Origin of the sequence: Pseudarthrobacter siccitolerans (genome assembly GCF_030823375.1) — a bacterium.
Taxonomy (GTDB): Bacteria; Actinomycetota; Actinomycetes; order Actinomycetales; family Micrococcaceae; genus Arthrobacter; species Arthrobacter siccitolerans_A.
Genome location: NZ_JAUSXB010000001.1, coordinates 443999 through 460144, shown reverse-complemented (window position 1 = coordinate 460144; position 16146 = coordinate 443999). Strand labels below are relative to the sequence as shown.

The window sequence follows — 16146 nt, the reverse complement described above, 5'->3', positions numbered from 1 at the left end:
CTAGAGGTTCTTCAGCTCACTGCCCGGGGTGGCGATGTCCGCTGTTGCCTCGGTCTCGGCCATTCGCTTCGCCTGGCGGCGCTCACGGCGCTTGTCATTCATGAGGCAGATGCCGATGGCGGCGAAAAAGAGCACCAGCAGGGGGCCGGCCAACATAAACATCGAGATGGCATCTGCCCCGGGAGCTGCGATCGCGGCGAGGACAAACACCAGGAACACGGTGATGCGCCAGGCCTTAAGAATGAGGCGGCCGGAGATGATGCCGGCCATGTTGACGCCCACCAGCACCACGGGCACCAGGAAGGCGAGGCCAAGCACCAGCACCATCCGGGTCACGAATTCAATGTACGTCCGGGCATCGATGACGCTCGAGGAGCCCTCCGGCGTGAACTGGGTCAGCGCGTGGACCACTTGGGGCACCACCAGCCAGCCGGCCCAGATGCCGGCGAGGAACAGCGGGACCGCCGCCGCCATATAACCCAGCGTGTAGCGGCGCTCCTTGGAGGTCAGGCCCGGGGTAATGAAAGCCCACAGCTGGTAAATCCAGACCGGGCTGGAAATGACCACGCCGATGAGGAGCGACATCTGGAGCTTGAAATCGAACGGGGAGGCAATGCTCCCGAAGTTGATGGCAGCAAGCCCGCCGGTTTGCTCTGAGATGCGGTTGACCGGTTCGGCCAGGGCCTTCAGCAGCGGATCGTAAAGTATCCATCCTCCGATGCCGCCAATGACGACGCCGATAGCCGACTTGATCAGCCGGTTCTTCAGCTCTTTGAGGTGGTCCCAAAGAGCCATCCGCCCTTCGGGGTTGTCTTTACGGGACCGCGACAGTGCCACTGGGGTCAGGCGCGGTTCGACGGCGGAACGTCAGTGCCGTCTGTCGGCTCACCGGGCTTCGCCTGGGGGTGGTTGACGACGGTGCCTTCCACCGGGCCGGAGGCGTCGGGGGTGTCGGTCTTGCCGTCGTTCTTCATTTCCTTGACCTCGGATTTGATGATCCGCATGGACTGGCCAAGGCTGCGCGCCATGGCCGGAAGCTTGGGTGCGGCAAAAAGAAGCAAAGCGACGATGATGATGATAACGATGGGCCAGGGGCCCTCAAAGAGTCTTCCCACGGGAGTTCCTTTCCTCTAAATACATCCTACTTCTATGTGAAGTCGAGATCGCCGAGCGCCTGCGGCTGGCCGCGGTCCGTCTTGCGTTGAACCCGCCGGTGGCGGCGTTGTTCCCGCCGGGACGACTTGGATGCCTCGTAATCATGTCGCATGAGTGCGGGCGAGGCAAAAACCGCTGAGCCGGGCCGCGGACCCGCCGGGTCAGCACCGGCCTCCGGCAGTTGAACGGGGGCGAGGTGCCCCAGCTTTTCGCCTGCCGCGCTCAGATCCTTGACGGTCGCCATGAACTGGCGGAACAGCCGGAAGCCCAGCAGGACATAAAAAAGCAGCGACAGCGCAACGAGCGCCACCCATATCAGGATCCAGGACCACCAAGGCATGCTGAGAAGTCTAGCCGCCGTACCTTGCCAGGGACGCCGCGAGCCAGCTGCGGGCCGCGTCAGCCAGGTCCGCCGGAGCCAAAATGCGGGCGGAACCGCCATGCTGGGCCACGAACATCGGCAGCCACTCGATGTTGCCGAACCGGATTTCAGCCACCAGCCCGCCGTCGTCGAGCTCGGCCGTGCGCTCCGCATAGTAGTCGTCCGCGAGCCCCCTCCCCTGCCGGGTGAGCTGGACGGTGACTACCGTATCGTCATCGCTAGGCGTGAAGAGCTTGGCCGGAACGCCCTTTGAAGGCGTGGTCCCGGCCGGCACCGGCAGGCCGTTGGGGTGAACATCCTGTACCCGGTCCAGGCGGAAATTCCTCAGGCCTTCCACTGCATGGCAGTAGGCCTCGAAGTACCAGGTGTTGTCCACCGAGTAGAGGCGCAACGGATCAACGTCACGCTCGGACACAGTGTCACGCTGCGGGGACAGGTAGGTCAGGCGCAGCTGGGAGCGGGATTCGATGGCCTGCAGCACCATGGCGTGCGTGGCGGCGTCGGCGGGTGCCACTTCCGGTCCCGCCAGCGAGGCCGCCCGGAGCCCCTCCTCGCCGGCGGCTGCCAGCAGTTTGAGGGTCACCGATTCCAGGGCCCCGCCCTCGGCCACGCCGGGCAGCCCGTTCAGCGATTCCAGCCCGGTCAGGAGGGCGCAGGCTTCCTCGACGGTGAAACGGACGGGCTTCTTGAGGTCCAGGTCCTGGGTGATGTAGACGTGGTCGTTTTCCCACTGGATGTCCAGCAGGTCATCGGGGTATCCCTCCGGAAGCCCGGAGCAGATAAGGATTTGCAGGTCGTCCTCCAACTCCTTCCTGCTGATGCCGAAACGCTGTGCGACGTCCTGGATATGCAAACCCTGGTTGTGTACCAGGAAAGGCACCAGCTGAAGCATGCGTTTGAGCTGGTCCTCCGAGGTCCGCACGCGGACGGGCCTGGCAGGCGCGGCAGCGAAACGGAAGGTGGGAACGGGCCCGTCGCTGAAGTCGGCTGCCGCCTGGAGCCGGCGCCGCACAGCGCCGGCGAGTTCGGCTGGAGCCACCGCCAGGGCGTCGGGGCCGTAGGAGGCGAGCTCTTCGGCAAGGACCTCCGGGTCCCTGTACTGCACGCTGAACCGCTCGTAGCCGGGTTCAGGCTGGGGCCACGATTCGTCTTCCGGCGACGGGTCCGATCCCACGCCGCGGTGCCGCAGCGCCAGCAGACGCCCCGCACGGACGTCCACGACGGCGGTGCGCAGCGGCAGTTCAGGGAGCCGTCCCAGTTCCTGCCTGATATTGAAGTCGCGGGGAGGGGTGAATTGCTCCCGGTCCAGGGTTGCCACGGCGCTGGTGAAACGGGAGAGCCGGAAATGGCGGGCCGCCTTCCTGGCACGGTCGTAGCCCATAAGGTACCAGTGTCCGAAGCGGCTGCCGAGGCCCCAGGGCTCCACCGTCCGCTGTTCCTCGCTGCCCGTACTGCCAGCCAGGTAGGTGAAGGTGACCGGGTTCTTGGCATGCATCGCCGCAACGAGGTCGTCGAAGGCCTGGCCCGCGGGCTTGATCCGCGGCTGGACCCCGGGCGGCAGTTGGACGTTGGCGGCCGCGCCGGACGACTGCAGTTTCCGCAGCGCGCTTTGGGCGGCGGTGCCCAGCGCCGCACGCTCCCAAAGCTGGGAGGCCAGGAGCAGGACTGTCCACTCCTCCGGACCGAGGTCCACGTCCGGCAGGCGGTTGGACTCCTTGCCGATCCGGTACCTGGTGGTTGCCGGATCGTCCTCGCTCCAGCCCAGGTCCGTTAAAGTCTCTACCTCAAAGCCGAACTTGCGAAGATCCGCCTTGTCCCGCTCGAACATTCTGCCGAAGGAGACCTCATTGCCGGCAATGCCGCGGTAGACCGTTTCGCGCAGTTCGCTGCGGCGCAGGCCGTACCGGGTGTTGAGCAGTGCGATCAGCAGGTTGAGGAGGCGTTCAGTACGGGATGCGGACACTCAGGTTACGTTACTAAACTCCGGGCCGGAACGCAGGAAGCGCGGCAGCACCAGGACGCTGGGTCCTGTTGCTGCCGCGCTCCTGGCCGTGACGCGGCTGGGGTCAGCGCACTGCTACGAGGTCAACCACGAAGATCAGGGCTTCGTTGGGGGCGATGGCTCCGCCGGCGCCACGGGAGCCGTAGGCAAGCTCGGAGGGGATTTCCAGGCGGCGGCGGCCGCCTACCTTCATGCCCAGGAGGCCCTGGTCCCAGCCCTGGATGACCTGGCCAACGCCTACCCGGAAGTCCAGCGGCGCGCCGCGGCCCCATGAGGCGTCGAATTCCTCGCCGGTGGACCAGGCGACGCCCACGTAGTGCGTGGAGACGGTGTCCCCGGCCTGGGCTTCGCGGCCGTCTCCCTCAATGAGGTCGGTGATGACCAGTTCCGTGGGGACGTCGCCCTCGGGAAAATCGATCTCGGGCTTCTGGCGGTCAAATTCCCGCTGTCCAAAAGACATGGTTGCTCCTAGGTGTCTGGCACATGGTGTGCTGCTGTTGGATGCCGCGGCGAAGGCCGGGCCTGTTGCCATTGTTGCTACTTGGCTCCAAGGATGTCCACTACGAAGACAAGGTCGCCCTTGGCCTCCCCCTGCCCGGCGTCGCCGTAGGCCAGGTCCTTGGGGATGACCAGCAGGACGCGGGAGCCTACGGTCTTGCCGGCCAGGCCCTGCGTCCAGCCCTTGATGACGCCGGTGAGCGGGAAGGATGCGGGTTCACCGCGGTCGAAGCTCGAGTCGAACTTGGTTCCGCCCACCAATGTGACGCCCACGTAGTTCACGGTCAGGGTGTCGGTTTCCTTCACCGTGGCGCCCTTGCCCTTGATCAGGTCCTGGGACACGAGGGCAGTGGGGGCCGCTGCACCTTCAACCGAGATCTCGGGGATGCCGTCTTTTTCAGTGACGGTTGGCAGGCCTGCTGGCGGGGTCACGGTTTCACCTTCGGGCTTCTCCAGTGCAGGTGTCACGTCGGAGGCAGAAAGGATTTTGATGATCAGCAGCTGTGTGGGCTGGGCTGGGGCGGCTGGGCTGGGGCTGGCCCCGCCGGAGGGGCTGGGGGCGGCGGCACCCTGCTGGCCCGGCACAGCCAAGGCAAGGCTTGAACCTACCTTGGCGCCAACGAATGCGTTGTAGATGACCTCGCTGCCGGTCTTCAGTTCCTCGTTCAGTTCGAGGGGTTCGGGCTCGCTGGCGAACGTATCCTCCAGCGTCGATCCGTCGCTGCCGTTCACGGCAAGGATGGAGATGTTGGCGATCTGGTTCGCCTTCACTGGTTCGCCGCTCCCCTCGGCGACTACCTTGATGGTGGGGTCAGCGACTTCCAGCGGTTTGTCGAATTCCACACCAGGGGCCTTCTTGTCCCCGTTATCAGTCAGTTTGAGGGAGTCGAACTTCGCAGTCTCACCGGCAGACTTGCTGGTGGGTTCCGGCTCTGCCGACGAGCCGCCGCAGGCGGTCAACAGCAGCAGAGCGGGAAGGAGGATTGCTAGTAGTCGGCGCACGTAAGAAAACTTTCGTCGGGGCAAGATGGAGGCGGCGCTCCGCACCTGGGCGGGCATCACCGCTGGAGGGCCGAATTAAAGGCCTCATCCAGAATAGCCCCTGAACCTGAGAGTCAGCCCATAGAGTCCAGCAGGGCATCCACCCGGTCATCAACGCTGCGGAAAGGATCCTTGCACAGAATGGTCTGGTGCGCCCGGTCATTCAGTTTCAGGTGCACCCAGTCCACGGTGTAGTCCCGGCCCAACTCCTGGGCCCGCCGGACGAAATCACCACGCAGTTTCGCGCGCGTCGTTTGCGGCGGTGCGTCGACGGCGTCCTTGATCACGGTATCGTCCACGATCCGCCGGACTGCCCCACGGGACTGCAGCAGGTAATACAGTCCGCGGCTGCGGGAAATGTCGTGGTAGGTCAGGTCCAGCTGGGCTATCCGCGGGGCGTCCAAGCCCAGTCCGTGGCGTTCGCGGTAGTTGTCCATCAGCTTCTTTTTGATGGCCCAGTCGATCTCGGTATCGATGCCGCGCGTGTCACCGCTTTCGATGGCCTTCAGCGTCCGCTCCCACAGGTCGAGGATCAGGGGAACATGCGGGTTGTGGGCGCCGTGCTCTTTGACGAACGCCGTGACCTTGGTGAGGTACTCCTGCTGGATCTCCAGTGCCGTCAGCTGGCGCCCGTTGGCCAGGCGGACCAGTGCACGGCCGCTGAGGTCGTGGGAGATCTCCCGGATACTGCGGATGGGATTCTCCATCCGCATGTCCCGCATGATCACTCCTGCCTCGATCATGCGCAGTACCAGGTCCACCGTGCCCACCTTCATCAGGGCCGTGGCTTCGGACATGTTTGAGTCTCCGACGATAACGTGCAGCCGCCGGTAGAACTCAGCGTCAGCGTGCGGCTCATCCCTGGTGTTGATGATGGGCCGGGACCGGGTGGTGGCGGAGGAAACGCCTTCCCAGATGTGGTCCGCCCGCTGGGAGAACGCGAAAGTGGCCCCGTGCGGGGTCTTGAGGATCTTTCCGGCGCCGGCGATAAGCTGCCGGGTGACCAAGAAAGGAATCAGGATCTCGGCGAGCCTGGAGAATTCCCCGCGCCGGGGAATCAAGTAGTTTTCGTGGCTGCCGTAGGAGTTGCCGGCCGAGTCCGTGTTGTTCTTGAACAGGTAGACAGTGCCGTTAAAGCCCTCCGCCGCGAGCCGGGCCTGGGCCTCGTCCACCAGGTCATCCAGGATCAGTTCACCGGCACGGTCGTGGGCGATCAACTGGGCGAGGTCGTCACACTCGGCCGTGGCATATTCGGGGTGGGACCCTACGTCCAGGTACAGCCGCGAGCCGTTGGTCAGGAAAACGTTGGATGACCGGCCCCAGCTGACCACCTTGCGGAAGAGGTACCGGGCCACCTCCTCCGGGGCAAGAGGCCTCGAATCGGGGCTGGAATACGAAATCCCGAATTCCGTTTCGATACCGAAGATTCTCTTGTCCATGTTTCCTCCTAGGCCAGCAGTGCAGTTATGTCCGCGTCGTGCAACCGGCGGAAGGCGCGCCGTGAGCCCCGTGAGCTCTCCGACTGCCTGTCCAGGACGGCAACTTCCACCGCCGTGGCAGGCAGCGCCTTCGGCCGGGCATCAGATTCCGTGGCCGGGACGAGGGCGGCCATGGCGAGCCGCAGGGCATCGGCGAAGCTGAGTGAACTGCGCCAGCCTTCATCAATGGCTGACGAGACCTTGTCCGCCTGTCCGCCCATCACGACGAACTGGTGTTCATCCGCGATGGAACCGTCGAAGGTCAGCCGGTAGAGGTGGTCCTCAGCCTGGGTGGGGCCTACCTCCGCTACTGCCAGTTCCACTTCGAAGGGCTTTTGTTCCGCGGTGAAGACGGCGCCCAGGCTCTGGGCGTAAACACTGGCAAGGCCGCGGGCGGTGACGTCCTCACGGTCATAGGAGTAGCCGCGGACGTCCGCATACCGCACGCCGGCCTGGCGGAGGCTTTCGAATTCGTTGTATTTCCCGACGGCCGCGAACGCGATCTTGTCGTAGATTTCGCCGATCTTGTGCAGGGACGGCGAGGGGTTCTCGGCCACCAGCGCGATGCCGTCCGCGCAGCTGATCACGGCGACTGACCTGCCCCGGGCGATGCCCTTCCGTGCGAAATCCGCACGGTCCTTCATCAGTTGCTCAGGTGATACATAAAACTGCTGCGTCATCTCAGGCCTCCCGTCCGGCGTTGGTGCGGGCCTCGATGACGTTTCCGGCCACGGCGGCGAGTTCGTCCTCAGCCACCCGCCGGGCACCTGTCCTGTCCACGGTGTAAATCACGGGCCACAGCTTTCGGACGGTGTCCGGACCGCCGGTGGCGGAGTCGTCGTCGGCCGCATCGTAGAGGGCCTCGACGGCGACGGCGACGGCTTCTGCCGCGCTCAGGTTGGGGCGCCAGAGTTTCTTCAAGGCGCCCCGGGCAAAGACTGAACCGGAGCCCACCGTGTGATGCTCGTGTTCCTCGTACCTGCCGCCCGTGACGTCATAGGAGAAAAGCCTGCCGACGCCGGCGCTGGTGTCGAAGCCTGCGAAGAGGGGTACCACGGCGAGCCCCTGCAGGGCCAGGGGCAGGTTGCCGCGGATCATTGCCCCCAGCCGGTTGGCTTTGCCTTCAAGGCTGAGGAGGGTGCCTTCGATCTTCTCGTAGTGTTCGAGTTCTACCTGGAAGAGGCGGGTGAGGTCGATGGCGATGCCGGCAGTGCCGGCGATGCCCAGGACCGAGTAACGGTCCGCGGGGAAGACTTTTTCAATGTGCCTGCTGGCAATCACGTTGCCCATGGTGGCCCGGCGGTCCCCGGCCATCAGCACACCGCCGGCGTAGCTCAACGCAACGATGGTGGTGGCATGCGGTACCTGCAGCGGAGCGGCGCCGGGCACGCCGGCCTGAAGCCCCTTGTTATAGGGCAGGAGTTCCGGCCGGTCCCGCTGCAGATGTTCCGTGAAGGATGAGGTGGCGTTGGCGGCTACCTGGTTGGCGGTTGATTCCTGCACTCATGCACTCCTTGAACGTAGTTCTTCAACGCCGGTACAGATTCCGGCCGGCCGCGGCTTCCGCCACCCTCCGGTCCGGGTTACTGGCCGCCTTTTTGGACGAAGGCGCGCACGAACTCCTCGGCGTTGGATTCCAGGACTCCGTCGATTTCGTCGAGGAGGTCATCAACGCCTTCGGTGGCGGCTGATGCCTGTGCTTCGGGCGGCGCCGGGGGTGCCTCGGGAATGTCCTCGTCGACCTGGCTGTCGCGCGATTGTGGCTGCTGCTGCTCCTGGCCTGCCATTGTTACCTCTCCCTTTCCTGCCATCGGATCCGGCGGATCCTCCGATATGCCCATCCTGCCACGAAGCGGTCCTTCCGGCGCGGTTTACGCCGCAGGCGGAGTGGTGCTGTGGCCCAGCAACTCCCCGAGGAACGGGCCTGCCTGCCGGTAGCGTTCGAACAACGCTCCGGTCAACGCTTTGGTTCCCCGCAAAGGTTCCCGGGTGGGGACGCGCTGAAGCCTGCCGTAGCCGGGGACGTCGAAGATGACCGAGTCCCAGCTGGCGCCCACCACGTCCTTGCCGAAGCTGCTGATGCACTTGCCGCGGAAGAACGCGCGGGTGTCCGACGGCGGCTGTCCCACCGCCGCCGCTATGACGCCGTCGTCGACGATCCTGTCCATGCGGTTCCTGGCCAGGAGACGGTAGTACAGGCCCTTCTCGGGCCTGATGTCCGCCCATTGGAGGTCGATCAGCCCGAGCCTGGCATCATTCCACTCAAGTCCGTCGCGCTGGCGGTAACCTTCGAGGAGCGAGAGCTTGGCGACCCATTCCACAGAGCTGGCGGCAGCTGCACGGTCGTTGTCCAGCTGGGTGAGGACTGTCGCCCAGCGGTCCAGGACGTCATGGGTGTGCCCGTCGCCGTCCAGTGCGTCACCGACGCCGGTGTCCTGCGCCAGCTTGGCGGCCGCCTCGTGGTACATCCATTGCAGGTCCAGGGCCGTGACGCGCCTGCCGTCCAGCAGCCTCACGGTGGCGGTAAGCGACGTATCGTGGCTTATTGCCTGCAGAGCGGGAACAGGTTCGTGGACCTCGATCTTCGGTGCGAGCCCTGCCTCGATCAGGCTGAGGACCATGGACGTGGTCCCGAATTTCAGGTAGTTGGAGACCTGGCTGAGGTTGGCGTCGCCAATGATGACGTGCAGCCGCCGGTATTTGTCCGCCGTCGCGTGCGGCTCGTCCCTGGTGTTGATGATGGGACGCCTGATGGTGGTTTCCAGGCCCACTTCGGCTTCGAAGAAGTCCGCCCGCTGGCTGATTTGGTAACCAGGGGTGGATGCATCCTGCCCGATTCCCACCCGTCCGGACCCGCAAAGGATCTGGCGGCTGACAAAGAAGGGTGTCAGGCCCCGCACGATGTCTCCGAACGGTACCGACCGCGGCATGAGGTAGTTCTCGTGCGAGCCGTAGGACACCGATTTGTTGTCCGTATTGTTCTTATAGAGGTTCACCGGCGGAAGATCGGGGTCCGCCGCCAGCCGGCGTACCGTGGCAAGCGCGACGAGGTCTCCTGCGGCGTCCCAGGTGACGGCGTCCCGGGGGTTGGTGACCTCGGGGCTTGAATACTCGGGGTGCGCGTGGTCCACGTACAGCCTGGCCCCGTTGCCCAGGACCATGTTCATTAACAGAGTGCCGGACTCGTCCTGCCCGTCGAGCTCCAGTTCCTCCCGGCCGTAGGCCAGGGCGACCGCTTCCGCGTCCAGGACCGGCGGCTGGTCAGTCAACTGGCTGGGGTGCGCCGAGGCCCTGTCCACCGTCCAGCCGCGGGCATCGTGCAGCGGCTCCTCGTCCGTATAGTCCCAGCGGGTTTCGGCCCCGCCGGCGGCACGCTGGCGTGTTACCTGGGCGTAGGCCTGCACCACACGGGCGCTCATCATGGTGGCGTTCGCGGACGGGGCGGTCGGGGCGTGGATGCCGTATTCGGTTTCTGCTCCCATCACACGCATGGCCCCGCCCGCGGGGAGGGCGCCCCCGACGGCGGGTTCCTGCGCTGCCGTCATAGATACTGCCCTGTGGTCGGCATGGTTTCGATGGACTTTCCTGGCTCTTGGCCGGCTTTGCCCTGGACGATGGTGCGGATGTAGGTGATGCGTTCGCCCTTCTTGCCGGAAATGCGTGCCCAGTCGTCCGGATTGGTGGTGTTGGGCATGTCTTCGTGTTCGCGGAATTCGTCCACCACAGCCCTGAGTAGGTGCTCGATCCGGAGCCCCTTCTGGTGGAGGGTGAGGAGATCCTTGATGGCGTACTTCTTGGCCCGGTCCACCACGTTCTGGACTACGGCACCGGAGTTGAAGTCCTTGAAGTACAGCATTTCGGTGTCGCCGTTGGCGTAGGTGACTTCCAGGAACTCATTCGACTTGTCGGTGGAATACATGGCTTCCACAGTCCGCTGGACCATGGCGTCCACGGTGGCCTGGACGTCGCCGTTGTGCTCGGCGAGGTCGGACTCGTGGAAGGGCAGGTCCGTGGTGATGTATTTGTTGAAGATGTCAGCAGCGGCCTCGGCATCCGGGCGGTGGATCTTGACCTTGACGTCCAGCCGGCCGGGCCGCAGGATGGCGGGGTCGATCATGTCCTCCCGGTTGGATGCGCCAATGACAATGACGTTGTCCAGGCGTTCCACGCCGTCGATCTCGCTCAGCAGCTGGGGCACGATGGTTGTTTCGACGTCGGAGGAGATGCCTGTGCCACGGGTGCGGAACAGCGAGTCCATCTCGTCGAAAAACACCACTACGGGGCTGCCGTCCGAGGCCTTTTCCCGTGCCCGGGAAAAGATGAGGCGGATGTGCCGCTCGGTTTCGCCCACGTACTTATCCAGGAGCTCCGGGCCCTTGATGTTCAGGAAGTAGCTTTTCAGGTCCACGTTTCCGGAGCGCTCTGCGGCGCGGGCGGCAAGCGAATTGGCCACGGCCTTGGCGATGAGGGTCTTGCCGCAGCCGGGCGGGCCGTACAGCAGGATGCCTTTGGGCGCCTTCAGCCCGTGTTCCCGGTAAAGGTCTGGGTGCAGGAACGGGAGTTCCACGGCGTCGCGGATCTGTTCGATCTGCGGCCCGAGCCCGCCGATGTCCTCGTACGTAATGTCCGGGACTTCTTCCAGGACCAGGTTTTCCACCTCGGACCGGGGCACCTTCTCCAGCGCGTACCCGGTCCTGGAATCGATCGAGAGGGCATCGCCCACCCGGAGCTTTTCGGCCAGCAGGGCTCCGGAAAGCCGGACCACCCGTTCTTCGTCGGCCCGTCCCACCACGAGGACGCGGTCGGCTCCGAGCATCTCCTTCAGGGTGGCGAGTTCGCCGGCACGCTCGTAGCCAAGTCCGGCCACGACGAGGAGGGCCTCGTTGAGGAGGACTTCCTGGCCCACCGCCAGCTGGTTGATGTTCACCAGCGGGCTGATGCCCACCCGCATCTTCCGCCCGGCATTAAAAATGTCTACCGATTCTTCCGTGGCGGCCTGCCCGCTGTTGCCCGGAGAGGCCTGCCGCCGGGGGTTCAGCTGAAGAATGGTGCCGAAGCTGTAGGGAGGCTGTCCTTCCTGGTCCAACGCGTTCTTCAGCCGGAGAATCTCGGCCTTCGCGGCTTCAAGCATGGTGACCAGCTTGGTGTTGTTCTGCGTTGCCGCAGCCAACTGGCGGTCGATGTGCCTGAGCTTGTCCCGGAGGATGTTGACCTGGCGGTCGGCAACCGAGAGGTCGTTGGCGGCAGACTGCTCTGCCGGTGTACGTCCGGAGTCCTGGTTTGGCGTCTCCATGATGTATCAGCCCCTTCCTGCGCTTCTATTAAGACCTTAGCCCCAAGATGGCAGGTAGGGATGGAGACTCCCGAAATATGGACTAGATCTTGATCTAAGGTGTGTCCACGACGTTTGTGCCCGCAATCGCGTCCCTGGCGGCGCGCCGGAGCTTCTTGTCCGACACCAGCCGCTCCCCCACGGCGCCGGGTGTCCAGGCGTTGACATCCTCTTCGTTGAAGTCCGTCTTGGAGGGGCGGCGCTTCACCGAAATGCCCGTGACACCGTCTGCCAGCCGGCGCGTGACCAGCAGGAATCCGGTGTGGGCCACCATCCGGTGATCCGGGCGGACGGCCAGGCCCTCGAGGTGCCAGCCGCGCACCATGGATTCCCAGGCGTCGGGTTCGGTGAACCGGCCGTCGGCGCGGATGGCCTCGGCCGTCCGGGAGAGCTGGGTGACGGTGGCGACGTAGTTGATCCACACGCCTCCCGGTGCCAGGACCGTGGCCACGGCGTCCAGGCATTCCCAGGGGGCGAGCATGTCCAGGACCACTCGGTCCACCGAGCCGGGCTGCTCGGTCCGGACAACTTCCTCCTGGAAGTCGCCCAGGGTGATCTGCCATGCAGGGTGGGGGCCGCCGAAGATGGTCTCCACGTTGCCGCGGGCGATGTCCGCGAATTCTTCACGCCGCTCGAAAGAATGCAGGTAGCCGTTGTCTCCAACCGCCCTGAGCAGTGAGATGGACAGGGCGCCTGAGCCTACTCCGGCTTCAACCACGCGCGCACCCGGGAAGATGTCCGCCATGGTGACAATCTGGCCTGCGTCCTTGGGATAGACAACGGCAGCGCCGCGGGGCATGGAGAGGACGAAATCAGAGAGCAGCGGGCGCAGTGTCTGGTACTGCTGGCCAACGTTGTTGACCACTACAGAACCGTCCACCTTGCCGATGATCTCATCGTGGTTCAGGAAGCCGCGGTGGGTGTGGAACGCGCCGCCGCTTTCAAGGGTGATCGTGTTCATGCGGCCCCGCTCGTCAGTCAGCTGGACGCGTTCGCCTTCCCGGAAAGGACCCCGGCGACGGGCAGCTCCCACCGGCTGCGAGCCTCCGGCGGCAACACCGGATTGGGCTGCTGCGGCGGCTTCGTTGACGGCAGTTTCGCTGCTCATGATTTTCCTCGCTCCTGTAAAACTGTTGTGCCCCGCTGAAGCGCCCCTGAGGACACTGTGGCTTCTGCGGCGGCAATGCACTGCCGGCAGGTAACTCTACCGGTTCCTGCCCTGCGGGCGCCCATCCTGCCGCGGGCGCCTCCCGTTAATGGCGGACAGCACGGCGTCCTGCGACAGCAGCCCGGTCACCTTGCCGTTGTGGTCCACGACGGCGTAGTCCCGGCCTTCGAGCTGGGACAGGAAGTGCAGGAGCTCCTGCCCTTTCGACCATTCGGGCACGTAGGCCCCGGCGGCAAGGGCGTAGGACACCGCCGCAAGAGGGGTTGTTCCGGCTGCGGCGGCCGGAACGGATTGCAGGGCAGCTGGATCCACTACGCCTTGCGGGCGCCCGTCTGCGCCGCACACAACTATGGAGGTGGACGACGGCGCTCCCATCCGGAGAACGTCCTGGACTGACGCCGTGGCTGGCAGCCCAACGGCCGGCGTCGACAATCCTGCCGCGCTGACCAGGTGCAGCCGTCCCCGGAGGGTTCCCTGCTGGATGGCGGCGGAGGCGCCCATCCACAGGAAACCGCCCACCAGGACGGTCATCATCAGGAGGCTGAATTCGGGCGAATTGCCGGCAAGCAGCGGCCGGAGGAGGAACCAGTAGCCGAGGGCGATGACGATCACGCGGCCGCCCCACCCTGCCGCCACCGTGCCCTTGGCCTGGCTGCCGGTTGCCTTCCAGACTAATGATTCCACGAGCCTGCCGCCGTCCAGGGGCAACCCGGGCAGGACGTTAAAGACGGCAATGAGGAAATTGGCCCACATAAAGATGTTGGTAAGGATTTCGGCGACACTGCCCAGGGCGGCACCATTAAGCATCAGCCAGGCGCCGGCGGCCAGGACAAAGTTCGCGGCGGGGCCGGCAAGGGCCACCAGCACCGACCGTCCGGGGGTGGCCGTAAAGCTGTCGAACTGCGTGTGCCCGCCCCACAGGTTGAGCACAATTTTCCGGGTGGGCCAGCCGTAGATTTTGGCCGTCAGGGCATGGGCCAGTTCGTGGACCAGGACCGAGATCAGGAGCAGGACGGCGTAGGCAAAAGCGACGACGTACGCGCTGGGGCCGAGCGCCGGGTTGCCCCGGTCAAGTACCGGCCCGTAAACAATCACCGTGAACGCAGCGATAACGAACCAGGAATACGCCAGGACAACTGGAACCCCGGCAATCCGTCCCAGCGGTATGCCCTCGCGGCGGACCGGGGCGGCCGTCTCAGTCATGGGCAGTCCCCCGGACCCCGGCCCCTTCCAAGGTGACGGACCCGTACCCGGAGGATTCGTACTGGGTGGATCCGTGCTGGCCGGACCCGTCCGAAAGGGAGCGGGCGAGGACCGCATCTTCAAGGTCAGCCAGCGATCGGCCTGCCAGGGACTCCCACAGGACGTACCGTTCGTCCTCGGGCAACGGAACAATATGTGGAATAGCAACGGTGGCAACGCCGGACGCGACAGCAGCCGCCACTCCCGGCGTTGAGTCTTCGAGTGCAACACAGTGCTTGAGGGAAAGGGCCGGATCGGTTTCCTGGAGCAGTTCCACTGCCTTCAGGTAGGCCTCCGGGTGCGGCTTCCCCTGTGCCACCGTATCCCCGGTCACTACAACTTCGAAGTACGGCCGGGGAAGGCTGGCGACAACTTCCCGGGCGAGGGGCCCCTCGGACATGGTGACAAGCGCACACCTCACGCCTGCCTGGTGCAGGTCTTCCAGCAGTTCCCGGGCGCCCGGCCGCCAAGGCACCTGCTGCCGGACGCTGGCCACCACTTCCGCTGTGAGGGTGTCGATAATTTGCCGTATGCCTAGATCGACGCCGGCCTGCTGGAGGATCCCGGCGGAGAACGTCAGCGACTGCCCCACCAGCTGCATGGCCTGTTCGTGGGACCAGGTTCCGCCATGGGCTTCAACCAGTGCGTGCTCGGCCGCGATCCAGTAGGGCTCGGTGTCCACGATGGTGCCGTCCATGTCCCATAGGACTGCTTTGAGCGGGGAAGGTGTGGCTGGCTGTCGCATCCACCCAGTCTACGGGGACAGCCTGGACGGGGCCTGTGGCTACGCCTTCGGCGAATACGGGGCTTTTTACTGCCTTTTCCGGCGCTTCATTCAATGCATCACCCTGCTGCTTGGACGTAGGGTGAAGAAATGAATAGCTTCGAGGGAGACACCACCGAACCGGGGGCAGAACCCGTCCGCGAACGGTTCCTGCAGCCTGTGCCTGACGGGCAGCGCGTGACAGTGATGCTTGCCGCCTTTGAAGGCTGGAACGACGCCGGTGAGGCCGCAAGTGACTCGCTGCGGTACCTCAACAAGCTGTGGGGCGGCAAGAAGGTGGCGTCCATTGACGCCGACGAGTACTACGATTTCCAGTTCACACGTCCCACGGTCCGCAGGAACGCTGCCGGCGAACGCAAAATCAAGTGGCCCTCCACGCGCATCTACAAGGCCAGCGCACCCAATTCGAATGTGGACGTCATTTTCGTCCAAGGCACCGAGCCGTCCTATAAATGGCGGGCGTACACCGCCGAACTCCTGGTCCACGCCGAAGCGCTGAACGTTGACTACGTCATCCTGGTGGGCGCTCTGCTGGCGGATGTTCCCCACAGCCGGCCGATTCCCGTGAGCACCTCCTCCGACGACGGGCCGTTGCGGGAGCGCATGAACCTCGAAGCGTCACAGTATGAAGGGCCGGTGGGAATCGTGGGTGTCCTCTCCGAGGTTTCGCTGCTGGCGGGCATCCCCACGGTCTCGCTGTGGGCAGCCGTACCGCACTACGTTGCCCAGGCCCCTTCGCCGAAGGCGCAGCTGGCACTCCTTCACCGCATCGAGGAGCTGCTCCAGGTGCCCCTGGACACGCATGAACTGGCCGAAGAAGCCGACGCCTGGGAGCGCGGCGTGGACGAACTGGCCACTGAGGATCCGGAAATCGCAGCGTACGTCCGGCAGCTCGAGGAGGCCAAGGACACTGCCGATCTTCCGGAAGCAACCGGGGAGTCCATTGCCCGCGAGTTCGAGCGGTACCTCAAACGGCGGGGCCAGGACCGCCCCTGACCGCCGCTTTCGCTGGCGGCTATAGGCTCCCCCCGGACCTGCCCGGAGGCAGGCCGGACCGGGTTGGG

Annotated in this window: 16 protein-coding genes; 1 reads left to right on the top strand and 15 read right to left on the bottom strand. The window is 64.9% G+C overall.

Annotated elements, in window-relative coordinates; genetic code table 11:
- From tatC to QFZ36_RS02045, 15 genes are all read right to left on the bottom strand, one after another.
- Nucleotides 1-795, bottom strand: a complete 795-nt coding sequence (gene tatC / locus QFZ36_RS02115; protein ID WP_306633530.1) for a twin-arginine translocase subunit TatC — start codon at nt 793-795, stop codon at nt 1-3.
- Between the two features lie 47 nt (nt 796-842).
- The gene (gene tatA / locus QFZ36_RS02110) at nt 843-1115 is read right to left on the bottom strand and encodes a Sec-independent protein translocase subunit TatA (RefSeq protein ID WP_306633528.1); all 273 of its coding nucleotides are present in this window, start codon (nt 1113-1115) and stop codon (nt 843-845) included.
- 32 nt (nt 1116-1147) lie between these two features.
- The gene (locus QFZ36_RS02105) at nt 1148-1495 is read right to left on the bottom strand and encodes a hypothetical protein (RefSeq protein ID WP_306633526.1); all 348 of its coding nucleotides are present in this window, start codon (nt 1493-1495) and stop codon (nt 1148-1150) included.
- A gap of 10 nt (nt 1496-1505) precedes the next feature.
- Nucleotides 1506-3500, bottom strand: coding sequence for a helix-turn-helix transcriptional regulator (locus QFZ36_RS02100; RefSeq protein ID WP_306633525.1), 1995 nt, complete (start codon nt 3498-3500; stop codon nt 1506-1508).
- A gap of 103 nt (nt 3501-3603) precedes the next feature.
- The gene (locus tag QFZ36_RS02095; RefSeq protein ID WP_142121860.1) at nt 3604-3999 is read right to left on the bottom strand and encodes an FKBP-type peptidyl-prolyl cis-trans isomerase; all 396 of its coding nucleotides are present in this window, start codon (nt 3997-3999) and stop codon (nt 3604-3606) included.
- A 77-nt stretch (nt 4000-4076) separates the two neighbouring features.
- On the bottom strand, nt 4077-5039 hold the full coding sequence (locus tag QFZ36_RS02090) for an FKBP-type peptidyl-prolyl cis-trans isomerase (protein WP_306633523.1): 963 nt from the start codon (nt 5037-5039) through the stop codon (nt 4077-4079).
- Between the two features lie 113 nt (nt 5040-5152).
- Nucleotides 5153-6517 (bottom strand): Pup--protein ligase, encoded by a 1365-nt coding sequence (gene pafA, locus QFZ36_RS02085; protein ID WP_091418897.1) that lies wholly within the window; start codon nt 6515-6517, stop codon nt 5153-5155.
- Between the two features lie 8 nt (nt 6518-6525).
- Nucleotides 6526-7236, bottom strand: coding sequence for a proteasome subunit alpha (gene prcA / locus QFZ36_RS02080; RefSeq protein WP_306633522.1), 711 nt, complete (start codon nt 7234-7236; stop codon nt 6526-6528).
- Nucleotide 7237: 1 nt separating this feature from the next.
- Nucleotides 7238-8059 (bottom strand): proteasome subunit beta, encoded by an 822-nt coding sequence (prcB, locus tag QFZ36_RS02075; protein ID WP_306633521.1) that lies wholly within the window; start codon nt 8057-8059, stop codon nt 7238-7240.
- Between the two features lie 80 nt (nt 8060-8139).
- Nucleotides 8140-8343, bottom strand: a complete 204-nt coding sequence (locus QFZ36_RS02070; RefSeq protein ID WP_159825709.1) for a ubiquitin-like protein Pup — start codon at nt 8341-8343, stop codon at nt 8140-8142.
- 84 nt (nt 8344-8427) lie between these two features.
- Nucleotides 8428-10101: a depupylase/deamidase Dop gene (dop, locus tag QFZ36_RS02065; RefSeq protein ID WP_306633520.1), complete on the bottom strand. Its 1674-nt coding sequence runs from the start codon at nt 10099-10101 to the stop codon at nt 8428-8430.
- Entirely contained in the window at nt 10098-11849 is a 1752-nt protein-coding gene (arc, locus tag QFZ36_RS02060) for a proteasome ATPase (protein WP_159825704.1), read from the bottom strand. The genes dop and arc overlap by 4 nt, the downstream gene beginning before the upstream one ends.
- Before the next feature lie 94 nt (nt 11850-11943).
- Nucleotides 11944-12996 (bottom strand): tRNA (adenine-N1)-methyltransferase, encoded by a 1053-nt coding sequence (locus QFZ36_RS02055; RefSeq protein ID WP_306633519.1) that lies wholly within the window; start codon nt 12994-12996, stop codon nt 11944-11946.
- Between the two features lie 96 nt (nt 12997-13092).
- Entirely contained in the window at nt 13093-14259 is a 1167-nt protein-coding gene (locus QFZ36_RS02050; protein WP_306633518.1) for a site-2 protease family protein, read from the bottom strand.
- Nucleotides 14252-15043, bottom strand: a complete 792-nt coding sequence (locus QFZ36_RS02045) for an HAD family hydrolase (RefSeq protein ID WP_306633517.1) — start codon at nt 15041-15043, stop codon at nt 14252-14254. Before QFZ36_RS02045 ends, QFZ36_RS02050 begins: the two co-directional genes overlap by 8 nt.
- Before the next feature lie 129 nt (nt 15044-15172).
- On the opposite strand from QFZ36_RS02045, the gene QFZ36_RS02040 reads away from it, so the two are divergent.
- Nucleotides 15173-16078 (top strand): PAC2 family protein, encoded by a 906-nt coding sequence (locus QFZ36_RS02040; protein WP_306633516.1) that lies wholly within the window; start codon nt 15173-15175, stop codon nt 16076-16078.
- The last annotated feature ends 68 nt before the right edge of the window (nt 16079-16146 follow it).